We start from the raw sequence: 21,972 nt of genomic DNA, 5'->3' as shown, positions 1-21,972 counted from the left end.
ACTTAGGCATGTGCTTTTTAAGCGATGTGAAACAAGGGCGTAATTGACAGGATGGGAGCTTGATGCGCGTTTGTATCGGGAAAGGCAGTATTGTTTTTACGTCTAATTCGATGGTGTTTTGAATGGGCACTTTTTGAGAATCCAATCGCCCTCAAGGATTTGCTATAGTTGGTAGAGGGGGTCTTAAGGATTGAATCGCACTATTCTTGGTGCTCAATGGCTTGTAATCTCAGCGTCGAAATAACTCCAAAGTGAGGGTGGGTAATGTCTGTATTATTTCTATTGGAGGCCGACGATCCTGATCCGCGTGATCATCCTTTCGTTAGCCCAGCTCTTGTTCTGCCGCACAGTAAGAATCTGCGTCCACATTGTCCAGACGTATTTGATCAAGGCTCACGTATCGGTAGCTGTGCTGCAAATGCAGTTTGCAATGCATATCGATTTAACTTGCTTAAGCAGGCACGCGAGAGTGGAAAAGCCACGCCACGGTTTTGTCCTTCACGCCTATTTCTGCACTATAACGCTCGTGCTCTCGCGGGTAAGCAGTTGGAAAACAAAGGAGCCCATCTTCGCGATGCGATAAAAAGTATTGCAAAGCATGGGTTGTGTCCAGAAGCGCATTGGCCTTATCGAGCGCATCGCTTCGCTGAGCAGCCGCCAGAATACGCTTACGAAACCGCACAGCGACATCAAAGCATTGCATACCAGCGTCTGCCGCAAGATCTCAAGTGCTTGCAAGCCTGTCTCGCAGATGGTTATCCCTTCGTCTTGGGGATCACCGTATTTGAAGCATTTGACTCGGCGCAACTTGCGCGGCGAGGTGTGTTATCGCTTCCACGCCAAGGTGAAAAGAAACTAGGTGGACATGCTGTGTTGATTGTCGGCTATAGCAATCGCAGTGAACGCTTCCTCGTCATGAATTCATGGGGCTCTAGATGGGGGCAGCAAGGATATTTTAGTCTGCCATACGCCTATGTTTTGGATAAAAAACTTGCATGGGATTTCTGGACGCTGCGCACGGTCGAAGATTGAGAAAGTGCTTTGGCTTGTCTGAATAAAGCGCTATTGGTCAGGCAGGATTTAGCACTTTGGATCGACCAAATATTCTATTTTGGCGAACCAAAAAACATATTTGGTAAGACCAATTGTTGTTTTAAGGCGAAAAAAATGATAAATAATTGCGCGAAAAAATTGTCATGAAAACGCATTCATTAATTTTCCTTGAGGAAATTATTTGTTTACTTGAGTGACATTGATTACTTTTGCGTGCTATTTGTGAACTTTTTGGCGAATTTTAAATATGCCAACTTGCTCGAATTGTAAAATTTTATTGTAAATGATTGCCTAATTGGTAAATGTTGAATCGGAATAGTTCTCGCGTTCGCACAATAAATAAATTTAGAATTGGCGCAAAGTTAGGTGAGATCGTTTAATCGCCTCTTTGGATCCTTGCAACTTCGATTGATCACCGAAGTTTGCACCAAAGAGTTGGCACTGAAACGGTTCTGTCCTCACTTCACCATAAATATTCGAGACAAAAAGGAAGACGATCATGCGCCAGCATCAATTCAAACGCGAACTAACCCGCTTTGCCCTAAGCACCTCTATTATTGCCATGGCGATTACTAACGCCTATGCACAAGACACGAAAACCAAGACAGAAGAACCGACTCTGGTTGTCATTACAGGTTTACGTGCTTCGCTCGAAAGTGCCTTGAATAAGAAGCGCGATGACAATGGCATCGTGGATGTGATCAAATCCGAGGACATGGGGAAATTCCCCGATACCAATTTGGCCGAATCACTGCAACGTGTGCCTGGCGTCGTCATTGATCGTGACGCAGGTGAAGGTCGCAGCATCACAGTTCGTGGATTAGGACAAGATTTCACTCGAGTGCGCATCAATGGAATTGAGGGCCTAGCAACGACAGGAGGCACCGATAGTTCAGGGGGGGCAAATCGCTCACGTGGTTTTGATTTTAATGTTTTCCCTTCAGAATTATTCAATTCGTTGACAGTCCGCAAGAGTGCATCCGCGGATGTCGATGAAGGTTCGCTTGGCGCAACCGTCGATTTACAGACGATGCGTCCATTTGACTTGCGTGGATTTAACGCGACCGTCATGGCGAAAGGGCGTTATAACGATTTGTCGCAAAAAACCGATCCGCGCGTAGGATTTTTGATTTCCAATACCTTTGCCGACAATAAATTTGGTGTCTTGCTGTCCGGCGCCTATTCGAAACGACGTGTATATGAAGAGGGCTTTAGTACGGTGCGTTGGGACAATGGGCCATCCTCAGGCGGTTGGTGTGCACCGGTAGGCGTGACCCCAGCAAATCCAAGCACTTCGACTGCAACGACCTGCGGTCCAGCTGCGCAAGGCGTCGCAAGATTGGCCGGAACACCAGAGACTATCGAAGCATATAACCTCGCTAGTTCTGCCAATAATTTCGTTCCGCGCTTACCGCGTTATGGTCGTTTAACCCATGATCAAGATCGTTTAGGCTTAACGACATCTTTGCAATACAAACCACAGCGCGGCACGATCTTTACGCTCGACTTGCTGTATTCCAAATTGGATGCGACGCGCCAAGAAGACTTTCTTGAAGCGATTTCCTTTAGCCGTTCCGCCAGCCAAGGTGGTAAGCCGCAAACCAGTGTGGTCAAAACCGAATATGCGCCGAACGGTGCATTGCTGTATGGTCAGTACAATGGTGTCGACATCCGTGCAGAGTCGCGTTTTGACGAATTATCGACCACTTTTACACAACCGACTTTGAGTTTGGAGCACCAATTTAGTCAAAGCTTGCGAATGAATGCGCGCATAGGTCGAGCAACATCCAAGTTTGCGAATCCAGTACAAACAACCACAACCTTAGACGCATTAAATGTCAATGGGTACGCACTGGATTTCCGTGGCAATGACAGAATGCCCGTGATCACCTATCCATTCGATCCTGCCTCTACCGCAGGCCCCATGACACTGGTTTCGGTACCGCAGGTCACAACAGGCACGCAAGCTGCGACGGTTCCGAATACCACCACGAGTGAAATTCGGATTCGTCCACAAGGTGCGAATAATCGTAACGATGTGGCGCATCTCGACTTTGCGTGGGATGTCATTGACGATAAGTTGACTCTGCGTGCAGGTGCGGATTTGAAGAAGTATACGTTTGACTCATACGAATCACGTCGAGTAAATCAAAACGATACGATCTTTGCACCGAATGCCGGCACGAGCATCGCGAGTTTAACAACCCAATTGACAGGGTTTGGGCGCGGCCAAAATTTACCTGCTGGTACTCCGACGTCATGGCTAATTCCGGACCTGAATGCCATCGCGAAGGCTTATGATATTTACTGTAATTGCTTGAAGAGCGGACCTGCGGGTGGACCTGGTGATTTTACCTTGTCCTCCATTACCAATGGCAATGCACGCGGAAACAATCGATCTGTGACGGAAGAGGATAAAAGTTTCTTCTTTATGGCGGATTTCAGTAATAAGATTGGGGCATTCCCAATCCGTGGCAATGTCGGTGCGCGTTATGTACAAACAGTGCAAAATGCGACTGGCTATCAAGCCACCGCGGGTGGAACCGAAGTCACAGTACGCAACAGCTACAATGATTTCCTACCTTCGGCAAACTTAGCGATGAATTTGAGCAAGGATGTGATTGCGCGATTTGCCGTTGCGAAAGTCATGGCGCGCCCACAATTAGGTAACTTAAATCCGGGCGGTACGATTTCTACCACTGGAACTTTGTCAGTCACCAGCGGCAATCCACTACTTGAACCATTCCGTGCTGATACCTTCGATTCGAATTTTGAATGGTATTTTGCGAAAAATGCGTTCTTGGGACTTGGGCTGTTCCAAAAGAATATTAATACCTATATCCAAAGCATACGCACGAATGTGGCATTCAAAGATACCGGACTGCCCATGTCTTTGTTGCCTGCAAATTTTACGGGTGAAGAAGTTTTCCAAGTTACTGCGCCAATTAATACTAAGGGTGGCAAACTGCGTGGCTTTGAGCTGAACTATCAACAGCCATTTAGTTTCTTGCCTGCATGGGGCAAGAACTTTGGAACTTTGTTGAACTACACTTATGTCAATTCTAAAATTGAATACGTCGTATCACCGACCAGTGCGTTGACGATCACAGATGATCTACTGAATCTCTCGCCACGCGCTTGGAATGCCACTTTATATTACGACGATGGTGCGTTCAGCGCACGTGTTTCAGCCTCTAAACGCTCTGCATTTTTGACCCGTGTTCCAGGGCAAAATAATAATGACGTTGAGGGTAAAAACGGCACGGTCAATGTCGACTTGTCGATTACCTATAAGTTGAATGATCGCTGGGAGTTCAGTTTTGAAGGGTCGAATTTGACCAACCAAGAAAATGATCAATTCATTAGCCGTGCTCGCAATAGTGTGGTCGTGAATAACGTGACAGGTCGTGAATTTTTGGCAGGGGTACGCTATAAATTTTAAGTAGTCTGGTAGCGACAAATTTTTTGTTGCCATCGCCATCGACGCATCTTCTGGAAATAGAAAAGAGCGTATCGGGCGTCGTTTAACTTAAGGCGTTAAACGACGCTCTTTTATTTTTTTCAGCACACCAAGTACGCAATCCATCGCGAAAAAAACCTAGCCAACGCCCAAGCCATGAAGCAAACCAAGAAAATCAAGTTTAACTCTGCAGGTCTGTTCCTCACACTATGCAAAGCAAAGGTCCACGCCTGTTTCGCGTCAATACATAATGTCAATCGATTGCGTCTCAGTAGTTGGTTTCTCCTCTCGACCCTGGCGACTTTGGGTTGGGCGCAAAACGCCTCGTCTGAGTATGACAAAGATCAGCGTCGTTACACGTACCCTGCGCATGTCGCTTGGGTCGATGATGTGGTGGGCGGACGCGGTGGACAAATTGTACGGGTGACCAATTTGCAAAAGGCAGGTGAGGGTTCCCTACGCGCTGCATTAGAGACAAAAGGCCCTCGAACTATTGTCTTCGAGGTGGGAGGCGTGATCGACCTTGAGCGCAGCGTACTATCCATTAATGAGCCGTACGTCACGATCGCTGGACAAACCGCGCCAGCGCCTGGAATTACAATCATTCGGGGTGGTATCAATATTCGTGCGTCGCAAGTGATTGTTCAACATTTACGTATTCGTACTGGGGTCGATGGGCAAACGAAAGCGAGCGGTTGGGAGGTCGATTCCATCAATGTTTCGGCTGCTCATCATGTCATCATTGATCATTGCAGTATGAGTTGGGCGATTGATGAAAATATGTCGGTTTCAGGACCTCGATTCAAAGGTTTTACACCAGATGATTGGCGCGCCAATACGAGTCATCACGTGCTTTTTTCGAATAATTTCGCAGTGGAAGGATTAGCCGAAGCGAGTCATGCGAAAGGGGAGCACTCGAAGGGTAGCTTGGTTCACGATAATGTGACTGAGCTTATCTTCTATCGAAACATATGGGCACATAATGTCGAGCGCAATCCCTTGCTCAAGGGCGGTGCGCGAGCAACAATTGCAAATAATCTGATTTATAACCCACGTGCAAAAGCGATTCACTACAATTTAATGGCGCTTGAGTGGGAGGATCATCCGTATCAGACTGGACAAATGAATGTGGTCGGTAATGTGTTGCGGGGTGGAATGTCGACCAAAAAAGCCTTGCCCTTAATTTTACTGGGTGGTGTCGGCGATCTTGCTCTCTACGTTGATGATAACCGAGCGGTCGATCAGTTTGGGCAAGCTTTGCCGCTGTTTGGTCGTTATGGCGAAACGCCAGCCCAGGTGTTTTGGCAACAAAAACCGATAAACTGGCCTTCCGGTCTGCCCTTAGTTTCATCGGGTTTGCTGGAGACCGAACTGTCGCAGATGGCGGGTGCTAGACCATGGAATCGCGATCAAGACGATGTCCGTGTTTTGTATTTCATCGCAGAGGGGCGCGGAACGATTATTAATGATGAGCGAGAAGTTAGCAGTTACCCTGCAACCAAACCCACGCATGCTTTATTTCAAGAAAGCGAATGGGATTTAGCCACGATGTTGCCTCGCGCAATACATCGTTAATTGGTGTATTGATGAACGAAATGAATAGTACCGCATGGATGGTCTGCGCCTTTGCGATCATGTTGACGGGTATTTCGAAAGCTGCGTTTGGTGGCGCACTCGGTGGTGTTGGCGTGCCATTGATGGCGATGTTTTTGTCGCCTCGATTAGTGGTCGCGGTGATGCTTCCCATTTTATGCGTGATGGATGTTTTTGGCGTTAAAGCCTACTGGAAGAAATGGTCATGGACTGAGCTGAAATTGATCTTACCAGGAGGCTTGTTCGGTTTGGCGCTCGGTGCACTCGCAATAGGTTTTTTTCCTGATCGGTACGTCAAAGCTTTAATCGGTGCAATTGCAGTGTTGTTCACTTTCGATCGATTGTTTCAAATCCGTCAGCGCCTACATTGGCAGCAACAAGCTAGGACGGCATTCGCCACGATTTGCGCGACGATTTCAGGGGTAACCAGCACGGTCGCGCATGCGGGGGGGCCACCAATCTTGGTGTATTTAATGGCTCGCCCACTAGCGAAAGAGCAGTTTGTCGCGACCACCGCAGTATTCTTTACCGTCATCAATGCAGGTAAAGTGATTCCCTATTTTGCGCTAGGATTCTTCACTCAAGAAAGCATACAAATCGCGGCGTCGCTTGCCCTATTTGCTCCTATCGGGGTCTGGTTGGGTTTACGCGTTTTGCGGCTTATTCCAGAAAAATATTTCTTTCATTTGGCAACTGGATTATTGGGTCTGTCAGGAGTTAAACTCCTACTCGATTCTTTCTGGTAATGCCATCCTGTTTACGTCATAAGTCACTCTTGTGAGGAAATTTTTTGTGTGTAGGATTTACCATTGATGCGTACATTCTCTAGCTGCAGGTCTTGCACGTTGTGTGAATACCAGATCGCATTGTTGTTACGGACTTTGCCAAAATCACAGTGACGAATACTTACGCGTTGAATCGGTAGTATGGTGCTTCCTGGCTTACCATTGAAGCTAGAAGCGACCGGGCCCAACAACACAAACGCTTGATAGCAGGAAAATGCGCCTTGCTCAGTATCGACATTTCCCACTTGTACATGTTCAATATGAATGTCTGAAATCATGGGCGGTCGGGTACGTACGCTATCGTCGGCAGGTGCATAGTCGCAATCGATGGTGATGATTGCTCCCGCAGTCGACGGGACAGACTGCAAAGGAATTTGCGAGCCTGGTAAGGGTTTGTAGAAGGCGGGTGTGGTTTTGACACCATTCGGAATGCGGATATTTCGGACATAGAAATGACGCAAATAGCCCCCGCGATTCATGTTCGTTTTCATACGTATTGCCGTATTCAGCGGATCACTTTGCCAATGGATGTTATTGAAATCCAAGTCTTGTGCATAGACGTGCTCTATCCCTGCTGCCATCTCACTGCCGAGTGTGACGGCACCGTGTCCGCTATTCATGGTGCAACGTTGAATCACGATATGGCGTGATGGCCCCATTTGCGTGTCGCGGTTCTTGCCGGACTTGATCGCAATGCAGTCATCGCCGGTATTAAAGCTGCAACGATCGATCAACACGGTATCGCAGGATTCTGGATCAAAACCATCGCTGTTCGGTCCCATGCTATCCATATTTACCTGCTGAATATGTAAATGCGTACACTTCACGGGATGGTGTAGCCAAAATGGTGATGCTTGTATCTTATAGCCACGTAGCTCGACATTGGTACAAGCAATGAACTCAATCATACACGGACGTAGATAGTGCCCGATTCCAAAAATACGACTGGACGTTGGTATCCCTAATTCAGACAAAGCGGGGAGGAAACGCGCATCGGTTCGCCATTTATCGCCGGGGCCTTGGATGAATAATTTTTCTTCCGGTGAGAGTGACGGTGCCCATTGATCGAGTGTGGTTGGATTGTTCGGATTGACTTGAACTTCTGAGTAGGGATTGGGTTTGCTAAGACTTTTTTTCCCTTTCCATGACCACCAATTCAGGCCAGATCCATCTTCAAATGGCGTGCCACCTTGGCCATCTAAAATGCTTGTCCGATCTTCTCCAGTCAATGCAATATTCGTTTCTGCATAGGCATAGATCATCGATGAGTAATTCAGACAGTCATTGCCCTGCCAACGCGATATCACTAGCTTGCCGTTTTTACCGCAATCAATATCGCCATACTTTGCATAGTCAGCTGGATTGGCGCTAAAAAATACATGGGCTTTGGTTTGTAGATGAAGATGCACATTGGAGCGTAAACGTATTGGACCAGCGCAATACCAATCACCGCTCGGAATGATGACTCGGCCACCTCCGGCCTGATGGCAGGCGTCGATTGCATTCCGTATGGCTGCATAACAATCAAACGCGCCTAGCTCGGGTGCTGCGACAATCCCGTTGATCGCCCCTTCTGTGTCAGATGAAATATGCGCGGCAACACTGTGCGTGGCGCAGCTTTTCGCACCGAATTGGGTAATATCAAAATCGCGCTTTGGAAAACGTAAAGGTTTACTAAATTGCGCAATAATTTTTTCAGCACGTTGCCACGCCTCTTGTGTGCTAATCGGAGAATTTGCTTCTGAGTCGGCGCGAGTAGAAATAGGGATGCCAAACAAACTTGTTGCACTTGCGTAGCGGAGTAGTGCGCGTCGTTGGCGATTCAGGGGAGAAGAAGCATTTAACATAGTTGATTGACCGATAGAGGGCGAATCCGTTTGATTCACAATAAAATGTAGGCAGTATGAAGAATAGGTCAACAATCGAGTATGAGCTAGCTTAATTGCATCGCGCGAGGTTTCCGCTATGCTTGAAGCTAACTCACAACAGAGTGTTGCTTTACAGTGCTTTGGCTTTGAGTTGAATTTGAATCGGATCGCGAAGACGTTGTGCCATATTGTTGAGGTAGGATTGCCATGCCTCCTTGGATAAAATGTCACCACTACGATTCCATGCTGCACCTGCATAGTAGGTCAACGGCTTACCGCTTTGCACAGGCGCAAGTATCAAATGATTCAGCGTATCTTCTGCAAACGAGGTGGTGGTATTCGGACTAGCAACCAATATCGCTGTCCCGAATTCGCCTTTGCTTGTTTGTTGCACCCACTGGGCTAATAGTCCGCGATCAGTGTCTTGAATGAGTGTAATGTGCGGGGATTGTCCCTTGTCGCTGGGTGTTTTGTTGAGCCCAATAGCGGCAGTGAGTGTTTGTCCGCCAAGATATTGAAAACTGCTCTCAATCTTGTCGAGATAATGCCCAGCATCGACAGTGAAGCGTTTGGTTTCCGTTATTGCGATACCAGCGGCGTCCCAGCTTGGATAACTGAGTTCAAAGACTGTCCGCACTGGGCCATTCGCTAACACTTTCCATTTTTCATAGTTGATACTAGTGTGGAGTTGTTGTCCGTCCCAAATCCCGGTACCTCCGCAGCCGCGAGATTTGCCGACGTTGTACATGTCCATGCCTTCGCCTTCGTCATGATGGTAATGATCATGTCCCTTGTTGTACCAACGATCGACAATCGGATAGCTAACGCGTTTAAACCAGATATCAATGCCACTGGTCACCAATACTTCTTTGGTCACACCAACTGGCGCTGGCGCCGCGAGAGCAAGTCCATAAGTCCGGTGAGCGACTTTGTCGTTTTCCCACGCAAAGTCATCGAGACGCTCGGGAACATGGCGACCAAAGGCTTTGGTTTCAAATACGGGAGCGACTGTGTCTATCTTTTCGATTGTGAATTCCGCACTTTTTTCACCCGCTGCAAAATGGTATTGGAAGATCAATTCTCCATAGGCAATGCCTATTCCTTTGGGATCTTTGGCTTGTGGCGCAATATTCGTAACTTGGTGGGCTAGTACCTTTCCATGTTTGTCCTTTACCGCGATTTTCTGAATTAAGGCGCCCGGTAAATATTGATTGATCTGTGACCATGGAATCGTGATGGTTTCTGAAGGCCGTGCTTGTTCCAGCTGATGCGATACCACCACTTGCAATGGCGCTTGTGCTTGCTCTTGTGCAGAGATTGACCCTGAGAACAACATGAGTGGAGCGGTCGCACTGGCGAGTGCAAGGAGTGTTGGAATTCGGTTACGCATCATGCTAGTTCCATGTTGACTTCAATTCGAAGTGGTTGACAAGTGTTCGTGGATTGGCTGTTGAATCGGTTATTCGATCGGTCAAACCAATTCAGCTTAGTGGTGTTCACGATAGTCAGTTTTCGCTGCATTGCTCGGGACGTAGTGATAAGTACGTACCTTGTGCTCAATATTGAAAGCAGGGTTATTCAACATTTGAATAATTTCCGCGCCCGCCATGAGTGTCGGACCATATCCGTGTAGTGCTTCAACACTGGTTGGACGATGATAGTAGTAAACATGGTCACTGGCAAAAGTCGTACCGACACAGATACCTTCGATTTCTCCCTTGTTGGTGATGCGGTTTGCCAAACCTGCCCAACCAGCCTGAGCGATTGAACCCCATGTGCTAGGACTGATCCATCCTTGGTTGACTGCATGCGCAATGGCATACACGAACATCGCGCTGGCAGAAGTTTCTAAATAAGAGTCGTGGCGATCAAGCATTTGGTGCCACAAGCCTTGTCCCGATTGTTGTTCTGCAATTCCCTTTAGATTGGCGCGCAATTGATTGAGAACTTGGTTGTACCCAGGATGCGACTTTGGCAGCACATCCAACAAATCCGACATAGCAAGCACTGCCCAACCATTCGCGCGAGCCCAATAGAAGCGCGGCGCATCAGGATTGTTTTCATTCCAGCCATGTGTATATAAATTGTTTTGCGCATTGAACATGTACTGACTCATTTGCAAAACATTGCGTACGGCATCGTCAAAATAGCGAACATCGCCAGTCATATGCCCGAGTTCGGCCAGCGCAGGGATTCCCATATACATATCGTCCGCCCAAAGAGAAACAGCTTGCGGGCGCTTGCGTGCCAAGGTGCCATCGGCTAAACGGAACTGTTTGTTTGCGACCCAATCACCGCAGATCTGAATCATTTGATCGAGATCGGGACCTACTTTGGCGAAACGAGCGCGGATCAGCGCGGCACACATTGATCCACTATCATCGAGGGAACGTGGATCAAGGAAGCGAGAAAAACTATTCGCACGCTCTAAGTGGAATTGCTCTTCTTGCGCTTTAAAATAGGGCATCGTCTCCGCGAAAAAACGAAGATGGCGCTCAGTCATGGCTGTGAAACGAGCGTCTTGGGTGGCTGCACGTACTTTTAACAGCCCTGAGTGCACGACACCCATCTCATACACCATGATGCCGTAATCGCCTTTGCTGGGTTCAAAGATTGCCTCTTTGATTGGCTTTTTTAAATCTGTGACAGCTGCCCCTGTGCCTTTGTGGATAATCCGAGTGGGTGTGGTGGATTCGAGATAGGCGCGAATGCGATGAAGTGCATCGGTCACCTCTTTGACCACCGGCATTTTGTAAGGAATGGGATAAGTGCCTTCCCCTTTGTCAGCGAGATTCGGATTATCGGTGTTGCGATATTGGGGATTGGCTGAGGTGCTTGCATGGACACTCGCAGCGCAAAGTAAAGTAAGTGCACTCAATCCCAAGGTGGTATGGCGGATGACTTTAGATAGTGGTGCGAGTTTCATTGGTGTCCAATCTTTATTTGTCGTTGCTCAATGCGTGTATTGCAAAGCACATGGCATGTTGGTTGAAGTTTAAACGATTCGGTTGAATGCGTAAATGTGGTCAGGCCATTTTAATGTGGTAAGACCAAAATCGCAATGTGGACTAGCCGAATGTGGTATTTTTGTGGCAGAATATTTTCGCATATGGATGCGCAATTGCTGCATAAGTCTTTGATTGCGCAAGTAAATTGGCGCGTAAGTACTAGCTGCCTGTGTCAAATCGAGATCGGTTCAGACGTGCTGTATCGTTGCAGTATCGCTGCTAAATTGCTGGCACAGCGTGTTGCATGATGATTGGGGGGGGCGGGAATTGGGCATCAGTGTGCCCACTCGAGTTTATCCGCGTGAAAAGGTTCGGCTGACGCGGTCCAGATGGGCGCGCATTGCCTGTTTCGCACCATTTGCATCGTGCGCAGCAATTGCGGCGAGAATCGCGCGATGATCAAGTAAGGTTTGCTTACGCAATTCTTCTGTTTGAAAATGTTCTTTTAATTTATGCCACAAACTGCCGCGTTGATTCCATAAATATTCAATCACACCAACTAGTGCGCTGTTCCCAGTCGCGCGCGCGATGGCTAAATGAAAATTGCGATCGGCCATTTCATTTTCATTGCGGTTGTCGTGGTTCTTCTCCATCTCAAGTACCGCTTTTAAAATTGCATCGATTGCAGAATCCGTTGCATTTTTTGCTGCAATTGCAGCGACTTCTGATTCAATCAGTCGACGCGCAGACAAGACTTCGAATGGTCCTGGGCCGACTTCCATTACGTCGGAGTCCGCTTTCGCTTGTTCACTCACATAAACACCCGAACCACCACGTACTTCGACAATCCCGCCTAATTCAAGCGCAATTAAGGCCTCACGCAGGGACGCTCGACTCACATTCAGTTTGCTTGCAAGATCGCGCTCAGAAGGTAGTCGTTCACCAGCTGCGATATTTTCATCCTTGATTAATTGTTGAATGCGTCCAGATACAACGCGATAAAGACGTGGCTCTGGTGGGATCGTTTCTAAGGCTGATGCAGCTTTTTTCATTGAATACGCAGAAAAAGGGAGATAAAACAACTTGCGACGATGCTGAAAATATCGACATGAGTGACGCAAGGGAGACAGGCTATTCTAAATTGGTCTGTCCAATGTCGCAAGCAATGAGGGGAATACACGGCGTGATTTCCATGCGATGAACAACATTTGTCCGCAGGATCGATTATTGCGGCGCGTGTTCGCTAGGTTTCGAGATGGCGCAAGGCAAACTGATTTCGACACAAAACCCACCAGTAGGGAGGTTGCAGGCACATAGATGCCCGCCGAAGTGTTGTATGACGTGGTGGCTGATGGCGAGTCCTAAACCATGCCCAGTCGTTTGTTGTGCATTGCTACTACGATAAAATGCTTCAAAAATTGAGGCGATTTCGTGTTCAGGTACACCGGGCCCTTGATCAGAAATACGGAGCGTCGCCCATCCTTGTTGATGTTCTTGTTTTTGTTCGAGAGCCAATTCAAGGTGGATCTTGCTCGACCTTGGGCTGTATTTGATGGCGTTGCGCAAAACGTTTTCGCATGCACGGTTGAGTAATTCCGCTTGCCCGTGAAGCATGATTGATGATTGGGATTCAAAGATTAACTCACATTCACGCATATCGGCTTCAAGTTGTGCGTCGACGACCAGTTGCTCAAGCAATTCATTAAAATCGATTAATTCATTTCGATATGAATAGGCCCCTGCCTCAAGACGTGCCAAGGTCAAGAGTTCGCCCACTAAATTATCCATGCGACCACTTTCTTTTTCTATTCTTTCTAAATAGACAGCGATCCGCTCAGGTTGTTGATGGGCGAGGCCAATTGCGGCCTGTACCCTTGCCAAGGGTGAGCGCAGTTCATGCGATACATCATGCAAAAGTTTGGTTTGCCGTTCTATCATGTGTTTAAGCCGAGCCGACATTTGATCAAACGCATGACCGAGGTCGCTGAGTTCATCATTGCCACTTTGCTGTTGAAAGCGCGGGGCTAATTGTCCCTCAGCCGCCGCCGCAAATGCCAGCCTAAGATTCAGAATTTGACGAGTAAAATACCAAGCTAATAATGCTGCAAAAACCAAACTAGCAAAGACCGCAGCTAAAGCAATCATATACAAGGTCAGTTCCATTCGACGCGGGGGTGCTGGACGGTCTCCTAGCACATTTTGCAGGGCATATTTGCGATCCAATTCGTTGGGAGGTGAAGGTCGAGTTTCAAGGCGGATAAATGGGTTGTAGTCAAAATTCGACGGTGCACGCATTGCCTGATTACGTGGCAGAAAAAGAATATACTCTTCGCCTCTGCTTTGCATGCGGTAGCTGGCGGGGCTGAGATTGCCTCTATTCTGCGCTGTACCTTGGGCACGATTCTCTTTGCTCGCGTCATTTGATTTGTCTTGCATTAATTCTTGCAAGATTTCTGGACTGAGCTTGCGACCGAGTAATTCTTGCGCTTGTCCATTCTGCCAGCGAATGACATAGACTTGGTGATGCTGTAGCGTTCTCAAGTATTGTTCAAGCGCTTCCTGCCCGCCATATTCTAGGATGGCCTTTGCGCCCTGTATGGATTCTTCTGCACGCGGACCATTTTCAATTTGACTGAATTGACGATTCTGCGTTTCTTGATTGCGCCACCAAACTGTGCCGCCCACCGCGAGAGCGGCCAAAACCTGTGCTAGCAGGATAGACACGAAAAATTTCCAAAATAGACGGCTCGACCAAAGGCTGCGCATTAAGTCATTCCTTCACCAATTGATAACCAAGCCGGTACACCGTTTGCAAGCAAGAGCGCCCATCGGCTAGATTGCCAAGTTTGTGTCGTAAGCTACTTAAATGGACGTCGATGTTGCGATCAAATCGCGCTAGAGGACGCCCCAATGCTTGTTCTGAAAGCGTATTTTTGCTGACGGGTTTGCCGACATGCCGTATCAATACTTCGAGTAAATTGAATTCAGTACTAGTCAGCTCTAAAGGTACTTGCTCCCAGCTCGCGCGTCGTTGGCCTGGCCACAAACTGAGCTTGCCAGCAACCAATGCAGTCTCGCCGAGTTCAATCCCGGTATGGTTTTGTGTCCGTCGCAAAATGGCACGAATGCGGGCGGTTAGTTCGCGCGGTGTACAAGGTTTTGTTACGTAGTCATCTGCGCCCAGCTCTAATCCCACAATGCGATCCGTATCGTCACCGCGTGCTGTCAGCATGAGGACGGGCATTTGACTTTGATGTCGTATCTGTCGCAGTGTCTCGAGTCCATTCATGCGAGGCATCATGACATCGAGTATCGCGATCGCATATTGACCACTGAGTGCCGCTGCAGCCCCCCTTTGCCCATCATGTTCACAATCGACAGCAAAACCTTCCTGCTCGAGGAATTCGCGAAACATGGTGACGAGTTCAATATCGTCGTCGATTAGTAAAACCTGATTCATGATGCGGGCCAAAAGCTTGAGTGGGTGAAGGGGAGATGTCAGTGCAAGCTGTCACATCATAGCAAAACTTGGTTTGACTGGATTCTCAGATCCCGACATTAGGGCTGATTTCACCACAATCTTTACATAGATTTACGTTTGCTTAACTCAACTTTACAAGCGTCAAAACCATAATGGAGATAAGTTCATTTTCGATGAACTCATGGATAGCAATCCATAGTCATGAAAGCTTGGGAGGATCAAATGAGTTGGAGCAATCTGGGTGGTGTTTCCACCAATAATACAAGTGCTTCGTTGAATTATCTAACTAGTACAGGTAGTGCCAATAGTTCGACATCGAGTCAAGCCGTGCATCAACATGCTAGTGGCAGGCCGCCACCGCCGCCACCAAGGGAGAGTCAGGGAGGGGGACTGATTGATGCGATTGCGAGTGCATTACAAAGTTTGGGCGTCGGTCAAACGACGAATAGCTCGACTAGCACGACCGATACGACCAATACGACGGATACGACCAATACCGATACAAGTGCGAGCAACGCAGCGCAAGCGCTGGGAAGCTTTTTGCAAGAATTGTTAAGTAGCCTGCACCAACAGAAACATAGTGCGACATCCGATGCTGAGACAAATGGAGACAAGGTTCAATTGCAGCCACCAACAGAGGGCGCACGAATTTTTGGTGAGCCAGGCGGCTTGGAAAAAGATTTGCAACAATTGATTGGTCAATTGCAATCCACCAATTCCACTTCCACTGCAGACGCCAGTACAGAAACGAGTAATGCAAATGCCACGGGTCTCACCAATGGGGCCAGCGCGAGCAGTGATCGCTTGTCGGCACTGAGCAGTTCATTTGGCAATTTACTTCAAGCACTAGGGGTGAATTCCGATGGATCTGAGGAACAGTCGCAAATGCTTAACCGTTTCTTGCAAAACATTGCGAGCAATTTAGAAGGCGCTAGCAGCCGTGGCAACATCATTAGCACGGTTGCGTAGTGCTGGTGCTTGAGTGTCAGTGTCAATAGTGAATGCGTGTTTAACGAAGTGAAAGGAAGCAAATGAAAACAAGCGATACACCGGAAGTAGCAGAGCAAGAATCTCATCATCAAGGCCTTGCTCACGATTTGGATCGGATCTTGACCATGCCGACCAGTCGTCGCACGAGTCTACGTTGGTTGGTGTTAGGTGGATTAGGGATGCCTTTAATTGGCTGCGGTGGTGGTGCCACGACGAGTGTCGGTAGTACAAGTAGCGGTAATTCGGGTACCGGTACAGGTACCAGCACTGGAACTGATACGAGTAGCTGCGCAATCGTTCCAGAGGAGACGGCCGGGCCTTATCCAGGCGATGGAACCAATACAAATGCGAGTGGAATTGTCAATGTGCTGACCATGAGTGGCATTGTGCGACAAGATATTCGTAGTAGTTTTAATGGTGCCTCTGGCACGGCAGGAGGTATTCCCTTAACGATCAAATTGAAAATCAATAATGCGAAGACGAATTGTGCCGTCGCAAGTGGATTTGCGGTGTATTTGTGGCACTGTGATCGTGATGGAAATTATTCTTTGTATTCATCGGGCGTTACGAATCAAAACTATTTACGCGGTGTTCAAGAAACCGATGCGAATGGTGAATTGAGTTTTGTCACGATATTCCCAGGCTGTTATTCTGGACGTATGCCGCATGTACATTTTGAAGTGTTTCCAACACTTGCGAAAAGTACCAGTGTGACCAATCGGGTCAAGACTTCGCAATTCACATTTCCCTTAAGTGTGATGAATGAGGCGTATACCGATTCTGCGTACGCGACGAGTGTGCGCAATTTGGCGCAAATTAGTTTCGCAAGCGATAATATTTTTAGTGATGGAACGAGCTTGCAAATGACGAGTGTCACTGGCAATGCGAAAGAGGGCTACGTGGCTAGCTTGACGATCAATGTGAGCGCCTGATCAAATCGGATTGTTGTACGGTGGGTATTGACGAAAATGGGGCAAGCGAAGCTGTTTTGCAATGAGTTCACGTGCAATCGGCTGTGCTTGTCCCATTTTGAGGATGGGTGTATCCATGACCTTCTTTTGTTGGTCATTTGTCGGTCATGGAATATTGCCTTACTTTTGCGCTTGCTGCTCTCTTGCGATTTTTTCGACATCCGCCATCACACGTAACAAATTGCCACTCCAGAGTTTCGCGATTTGCGCTTCGGTGTAGCCGCGACGGACTAATTCCAAAGTTACATTGAAGGTTTCGCCAGCATGATTCCAGCCATCGATGCCGCCGCCACCATCGAAGTCGGAAGAGATGCCGACATGATCGATACCGATTTTATTCACAGCATAGTCAATGTGATTTACCAGATCCTTCACATTGGCGCGCGTGGGCGGTGGGAATTTTGCATCGACTTCATTCAATTTTTGGAGGAGGTTCGCACGTTGCTCTTCGCTAATGCCGCCGACTGGACCACGTCGCACAGCTTGGGCCGAAACATTGTCAGGGAGTTTGAATTCGTCACGTAATGCCTTAAGTGCGGCGCGGCGCTCAGCGGAATCAGTTTTTAGATAGGCGCTAAAGCCGACGATCTGAATGACGCCATTGTTAGCCTTCAGCGCCATTAATTGCTCGTCATCCATGTTCCGGCTAACGTCACATAATGCGCGTACCGATGAATGCGATGCAATGATCGGTGCTTTCGTGATAGCCAATGTTTGCATCATCGACTCTTTCGACGGATGCGACACATCGACCATGATTCCCCATTTATTCATTTCTGCGATGACTTGTTTGCCAAGTGGTGAGAGTCCATTCCACTTCCAACCAATAGCTTCACCTGTATTGGAGTCAGATAGTTGGCTGTGACCTTGGTGTGCCAGCGACATATAGCGAGCACCGCGTTCATAAAATTGCTTCACACGCTTGATCGCGTTTTTTTCATCACCGAGTGGATAGGCATTTTCAACACCGATCAAGGCCACTTTTTTTCCGCTTTTGTAGATTCGTTGGACGTCGGCAACTGATCGTGCAAATTCAATCTGTTTTGGAGCTAATACAGTGGTCATTCTATGGATGCCTTCAAACATATTGATCGCACTATCGTAAGCGCGTTTGTAACCTGCTGGTTCGAATGCGTCAGGCTCCGTTGATTGGCCAGTATAAACAATGAAAAATGAGGCATCGAGACCACCGGCAAACATTTTTGGCAGGGTCACTTGATTTTCTAAGTCTTGTGAATAATTGCGAGAAAACGCAAAATTATTGATGTCGATATCATTGTGGGTGTCTAAAGTGAGCACACGTTGATGTATGCCTTTTGCCTTAGCAATGAGTGTTTGTTCCGAGCTCATTTTGGTATTGCTGGGGGCGGCGAAACTGTAGGACGTTAACGTCATTCCAGTCATGCCGCTGAGCACTGCACTGATCAGTAGGGCCATCGGAAGCCGGCGGCTAATACGATGGTTGATAGACTGGATGTTGCGCTGACCGCGGGACATGATCTTAGACGTGCTCATGGAAATCCTTTACTTTCGAGTGAGGTAAAATGAGAAACTAATCAACTTCGTTTAATGACATGCTGCTAGACTAAAAAAGACGAAAAAGGTTCCTGATGCGTTTCGACTAGGCAGTCGTTTCAGTGCTGACTAAGTCCCAATTCTCTTCATTGTCATAGCAGCACATCCAATTTACTGCTTGATGCCACTCCCGTACCATAACACCATCGATGTTTCCGGGGCTAGGTTTTTGGTTCAAGCTTGCGTGCCGAACTGCCCAATGTAAGCGGTAGAGTAAGTCGGACCAATCCATGATTTGATCTTTGCGGCGCAGCTGGATTGGCAATTTCGGCAATTTCGCGCTTGTATAGTCCCCGCTGTTGTTGTTCAAAATCTCATCGATTGAAGGAAAAAGAAGCAGTGTCTCCTGACTATTGATCGGCTTGTTACTCAGGTCGATTTTGCTTAGCAAGCCGGCGCACCATGATAAAAAATGCCAAGCATGGCGTCGATGGCTGAAGCGCTCGCGATCTGCTTCGTTCGGTTTGGTCTGGCACAGAAAGTCTGCTTCATGTTCCGATAAAGTGGGCCATAGCTGATGGTGTCGAAAAAAATCCGCAAAGTGTTGAGTCTGATTCGTTTGCGCGGCTTGACTGACTGCCCATAAGGCGAACAGCCGGTTCTCGACCTGCTGACTACTCCTTAGGCAGACTTCTTCATCTGCTTCGATTACATGTAGCTGTACATTCACGCGTATGCCGCGTTTGTGGAGCAGCAGTTCTGAGGCTTCTTTTCGGAGTTCGGGCGTCATAGCATTCTGTCGATGTGGCTTAAAGCAGGATTATGACAGCTCGCAGGCGTGCGTCCAAGAAGTGGTCGAGTCGGTGTTCGGTGTCTTTCGATGCGGCGCTCTACGTGTGGTCTACGGTTGGGCGACTAATTGTATTCTGCGTGCTTCGGTAGGGAGCTGCGTGGTAGACTTAATGCTTCTTGTTTTCTAATTGATAAAGATAATGAACGTCGTCATCTTGGCTGCTGGCATGGGCAAACGCATGCAATCCAATTTACCCAAGGTATTGCATCCTATCGCGGGTCAACCCATGCTTAAACATGTGATTGAAACAGCGCGCGCTGTTCGTGCTCAAAATGCAGCGCGCATCTGTGTGATATATGGACATGGGGGGGAGCAAGTTCCCGCCGCTGTAGCAGCGGATGATATTAGTTTTGCAAAACAAGAGCCGCAATTGGGTACAGGGCATGCCGTCGCGCAAGCGATTCCGCATTTAGACGACACGGTACCAACATTGATTTTATACGGTGATGTTCCTCTCACACGCAGTACGAGTTTGCAAGCTTTGGTCAATGCTGCTGGAGACGACAAACTTGCAATTTTGACGGCCGAGATGCCTGATCCGAGCGGATTGGGACGGATTATTCGTGAGAATGGCAGGATTCGTCGGATTGTTGAACAAAAAGATGCCAATGAGTCCGAGCGCGCCATCACGGAAATCAATACAGGTATCATGGTCGCGCCGACTCGTGCTTTGAAAAAATGGTTGGGACAGTTGTCGAATCAAAATGCGCAAGGGGAATACTATTTGACGGATATCGTCGCTAGCGCCGTGGCGGATGGGGTCGAGGTCACTTCCGCGCAACCAGCCTCGATTTGGGAAACGATGGGGGTCAATAGTAAGGTGCAGCTTGCCCAATTAGAGCGCCTACATCAAGCACAAATTGCGCAAAATCTCCTGGAGCAGGGGGTGAGTTTGCTTGATCCGGCGCGTATTGATGTCCGCGGCCAGTTGCAATGCGGTCGCGATGTGACGATTGATGTGAACTGCGTATTCGAGGGGCAGGTGATCTTGGGTGATGGCGTGAGTATCGGTGCCAATTGTGTGATTAAAAATGCCCACATTGCTGCAGGCAGCGTGATCAAATCCTTTTGCCACATCGAGGATGCGCGTGTCGGCGAGAACGGACAGATTGGCCCTTATGCGCGATTGCGTCCGGGCGCGGAGTTAGGCGAAGATGTCCATATCGGCAATTTCGTTGAAGTAAAAAATAGTCAAATTGCCGCGCATAGTAAAGCCAATCATCTTGCCTATATTGGCGATGCGACTGTTGGCAGTCGTGTGAATATCGGTGCGGGCACAATCACGTGCAATTATGACGGAGTGAATAAATTCCGCACTGTGATTGAAGATGATGCTTTTATAGGTAGCGACAGTCAGCTCATCGCTCCCGTGCGAGTTGGTAAAGGTGCGACATTGGGAGCCGGCACGACTTTGTCGAAGGATGCGCCAGAGGGCAAACTCACGGTTTCGCGCGCGAAGCAAATCACGATCGATGCTTGGCAGCGACCCGTTAAGATCAAGAAATAGCGGGATGCGAAGTCCCTATCAAGCTCTATGCTGATTTTGTTTCGTCTTCGTGGGTGCGATCCAACGTGATCGCACTCAAATAGAGAGCGTGATTCACTTGTCCTGGCATTCCTGACTGAAAAAAGCCGGCATGACTGGAATGCTGATGATCGATTTGAGCGGGTGGGGAAATGGAAGCGGAAGCGGAACCGGGGGAAGAGCTTCCCCCCCAAGGCAGACGCCTTTCATGTTCCCCAGAATAATGGGGGGGATGGCATCCATCCATGAAACAGGCGTCTTTGACTTCACTGGCGATCTGACTTAAGTGTTGCTCAGCCTGTGAATGCTACTTACGACATGAATAACGATCAATAAACTGGGTACTTGGTCAATGCATAACGTTTGCAATGGCATCACCAGCCGACTGATTACTTCTTTAAAACTATCGTTGACCACAGCTTTAACGATGCCAAGTCTTCGACTTATTGCTCAACGAGTTGATTACTCGTTTACTTCTGCTTACTTCTAGTTCACTGCTCAGTTACTACTTATTTACTAGCTCGTTGCTCAGCAATACGACTTTCAATTCCATTCTTGCAAAATCTTCCTTTCTTGAAGATTCAATCAAGATTAGAATCAATTAGTTAGTTGAGCTATCGAGCAAGTAAGTTGAAAATGCAGCGACAACAGCGATCATTGTTACTACCAGTTGAATTTCTACGAATGCATTTAACATACGATTTCCTTTCTTAGTGATTAAATTTTGTCGCAGTCTTTCCTGACTTTTATGTACTGCGTTGCGACGGATAGAATCATAGCAAGGCGATAAATATAAATACAATTTTGATTAGTAATGTCGCCCATAAATATTTTGTATATCTTGTCATCGTCAAGAAATATTTCTTTATAGCTTCCGAAATATAGGCGATTTCGTCGCTAATTTGCGACGAAAAAGTGCTAAAAAATTCA

Annotated in this window: 15 protein-coding genes; 7 read left to right on the top strand and 8 right to left on the bottom strand. The window is 47.8% G+C overall.

Annotation, left to right across the window (positions count from 1 at the left end):
• Positions 1-264: 264 nt before the first annotated feature.
• From KDM90_RS07660 to KDM90_RS07645, 4 genes are all read left to right on the top strand, one after another.
• Positions 265-1,032, top strand: coding sequence for a C1 family peptidase (locus KDM90_RS07660; RefSeq protein WP_212674976.1), 768 nt, complete (start codon positions 265-267; stop codon positions 1,030-1,032).
• Between the two features lie 520 nt (positions 1,033-1,552).
• Complete coding sequence (locus KDM90_RS07655) at positions 1,553-4,495, top strand: TonB-dependent receptor (RefSeq protein WP_212674975.1); 2,943 nt, start codon at positions 1,553-1,555, stop codon at positions 4,493-4,495.
• A gap of 174 nt (positions 4,496-4,669) precedes the next feature.
• The gene (locus KDM90_RS07650) at positions 4,670-6,088 is read left to right on the top strand and encodes a pectate lyase family protein (protein ID WP_212674974.1); all 1,419 of its coding nucleotides are present in this window, start codon (positions 4,670-4,672) and stop codon (positions 6,086-6,088) included.
• Positions 6,046-6,852: a sulfite exporter TauE/SafE family protein gene (locus KDM90_RS07645; RefSeq protein ID WP_212674973.1), complete on the top strand. Its 807-nt coding sequence runs from the start codon at positions 6,046-6,048 to the stop codon at positions 6,850-6,852. The genes KDM90_RS07650 and KDM90_RS07645 overlap by 43 nt, the downstream gene beginning before the upstream one ends.
• A gap of 23 nt (positions 6,853-6,875) precedes the next feature.
• On the opposite strand, the gene KDM90_RS07640 is transcribed toward KDM90_RS07645, so the two are convergent.
• The 6 genes from KDM90_RS07640 to KDM90_RS07615 all read right to left on the bottom strand — a co-directional run bounded on the left by KDM90_RS07640 (position 6,876) and on the right by KDM90_RS07615 (position 15,167).
• Positions 6,876-8,738, bottom strand: coding sequence for a glycoside hydrolase family 28 protein (locus tag KDM90_RS07640; RefSeq protein WP_212674972.1), 1,863 nt, complete (start codon positions 8,736-8,738; stop codon positions 6,876-6,878).
• A gap of 151 nt (positions 8,739-8,889) precedes the next feature.
• Positions 8,890-10,152 carry a DUF4861 family protein gene (locus KDM90_RS07635; RefSeq protein ID WP_230409665.1) on the bottom strand — a complete coding sequence of 421 codons (1,263 nt, stop codon included), beginning with the start codon at positions 10,150-10,152 and terminating at the stop codon, positions 8,890-8,892.
• A gap of 93 nt (positions 10,153-10,245) precedes the next feature.
• Entirely contained in the window at positions 10,246-11,685 is a 1,440-nt protein-coding gene (locus KDM90_RS07630) for a glycoside hydrolase family 88/105 protein (RefSeq protein ID WP_230409664.1), read from the bottom strand.
• A gap of 375 nt (positions 11,686-12,060) precedes the next feature.
• The gene (locus tag KDM90_RS07625; RefSeq protein WP_212674971.1) at positions 12,061-12,759 is read right to left on the bottom strand and encodes a FadR/GntR family transcriptional regulator; all 699 of its coding nucleotides are present in this window, start codon (positions 12,757-12,759) and stop codon (positions 12,061-12,063) included.
• 172 nt (positions 12,760-12,931) lie between these two features.
• Positions 12,932-14,431, bottom strand: coding sequence for a sensor histidine kinase (locus KDM90_RS07620; protein ID WP_212674970.1), 1,500 nt, complete (start codon positions 14,429-14,431; stop codon positions 12,932-12,934).
• Positions 14,432-14,477: 46 nt separating this feature from the next.
• Positions 14,478-15,167 (bottom strand): response regulator transcription factor, encoded by a 690-nt coding sequence (locus KDM90_RS07615; RefSeq protein WP_212674969.1) that lies wholly within the window; start codon positions 15,165-15,167, stop codon positions 14,478-14,480.
• A 243-nt stretch (positions 15,168-15,410) separates the two neighbouring features.
• Between KDM90_RS07615 and KDM90_RS07610 the strand changes: the two genes are divergently transcribed.
• Positions 15,411-16,157 carry a hypothetical protein gene (locus KDM90_RS07610; protein WP_212674968.1) on the top strand — a complete coding sequence of 249 codons (747 nt, stop codon included), beginning with the start codon at positions 15,411-15,413 and terminating at the stop codon, positions 16,155-16,157.
• 62 nt (positions 16,158-16,219) lie between these two features.
• Complete coding sequence (locus KDM90_RS07605) at positions 16,220-17,110, top strand: peptidase associated/transthyretin-like domain-containing protein (RefSeq protein WP_212674967.1); 891 nt, start codon at positions 16,220-16,222, stop codon at positions 17,108-17,110.
• A 159-nt stretch (positions 17,111-17,269) separates the two neighbouring features.
• Here KDM90_RS07605 and KDM90_RS07600 read toward each other — a convergent pair whose 3' ends face one another.
• Both KDM90_RS07600 and KDM90_RS07595 read right to left on the bottom strand, forming a co-directional pair.
• Positions 17,270-18,664 (bottom strand): dipeptidase, encoded by a 1,395-nt coding sequence (locus KDM90_RS07600; RefSeq protein WP_212674966.1) that lies wholly within the window; start codon positions 18,662-18,664, stop codon positions 17,270-17,272.
• A 106-nt stretch (positions 18,665-18,770) separates the two neighbouring features.
• On the bottom strand, positions 18,771-19,454 hold the full coding sequence (locus KDM90_RS07595) for a DUF4272 domain-containing protein (RefSeq protein ID WP_212674965.1): 684 nt from the start codon (positions 19,452-19,454) through the stop codon (positions 18,771-18,773).
• Positions 19,455-19,656: 202 nt separating this feature from the next.
• Here KDM90_RS07595 and glmU point away from each other — a divergent pair, with 202 nt between their 5' ends.
• Positions 19,657-21,024, top strand: a complete 1,368-nt coding sequence (gene glmU / locus KDM90_RS07590) for a bifunctional UDP-N-acetylglucosamine diphosphorylase/glucosamine-1-phosphate N-acetyltransferase GlmU (protein ID WP_212674964.1) — start codon at positions 19,657-19,659, stop codon at positions 21,022-21,024.
• Positions 21,025-21,972 lie beyond the last annotated feature (948 nt).

The organism is Affinundibacterium fentianense (genome assembly GCF_018139545.1).
In the GTDB taxonomy this organism is placed as follows: Bacteria; Pseudomonadota; Gammaproteobacteria; order Burkholderiales; family Burkholderiaceae_D; genus Undibacterium; species Undibacterium fentianense.
The sequence above is the reverse complement of the archived record's forward strand: the minus strand, read 5'-3'. Positions and strand labels throughout refer to the sequence as shown.

Coding starts and splice junctions, on each gene's coding strand:
- KDM90_RS07605 (WP_212674967.1), top strand. CDS start 16,220: ATGAAAACAAGCGATACACCGGAAGTAGCAGAGCAAGAATCTCATCAT.
- KDM90_RS07595 (WP_212674965.1), bottom strand. CDS start 19,454: ATGACGCCCGAACTCCGAAAAGAAGCCTCAGAACTGCTGCTCCACAAA.
- KDM90_RS07635 (WP_230409665.1), bottom strand. CDS start 10,152: ATGATGCGTAACCGAATTCCAACACTCCTTGCACTCGCCAGTGCGACC.
- KDM90_RS07640 (WP_212674972.1), bottom strand. CDS start 8,738: ATGTTAAATGCTTCTTCTCCCCTGAATCGCCAACGACGCGCACTACTC.
- KDM90_RS07645 (WP_212674973.1), top strand. CDS start 6,046: ATGGGATTTAGCCACGATGTTGCCTCGCGCAATACATCGTTAATTGGT.
- KDM90_RS07625 (WP_212674971.1), bottom strand. CDS start 12,759: ATGAAAAAAGCTGCATCAGCCTTAGAAACGATCCCACCAGAGCCACGT.
- glmU (WP_212674964.1), top strand. CDS start 19,657: ATGAACGTCGTCATCTTGGCTGCTGGCATGGGCAAACGCATGCAATCC.
- KDM90_RS07650 (WP_212674974.1), top strand. CDS start 4,670: ATGAAGCAAACCAAGAAAATCAAGTTTAACTCTGCAGGTCTGTTCCTC.
- KDM90_RS07615 (WP_212674969.1), bottom strand. CDS start 15,167: ATGAATCAGGTTTTACTAATCGACGACGATATTGAACTCGTCACCATG.
- KDM90_RS07655 (WP_212674975.1), top strand. CDS start 1,553: ATGCGCCAGCATCAATTCAAACGCGAACTAACCCGCTTTGCCCTAAGC.
- KDM90_RS07660 (WP_212674976.1), top strand. CDS start 265: ATGTCTGTATTATTTCTATTGGAGGCCGACGATCCTGATCCGCGTGAT.
- KDM90_RS07600 (WP_212674966.1), bottom strand. CDS start 18,664: ATGAGCACGTCTAAGATCATGTCCCGCGGTCAGCGCAACATCCAGTCT.
- KDM90_RS07610 (WP_212674968.1), top strand. CDS start 15,411: ATGAGTTGGAGCAATCTGGGTGGTGTTTCCACCAATAATACAAGTGCT.
- KDM90_RS07630 (WP_230409664.1), bottom strand. CDS start 11,685: ATGAAACTCGCACCACTATCTAAAGTCATCCGCCATACCACCTTGGGA.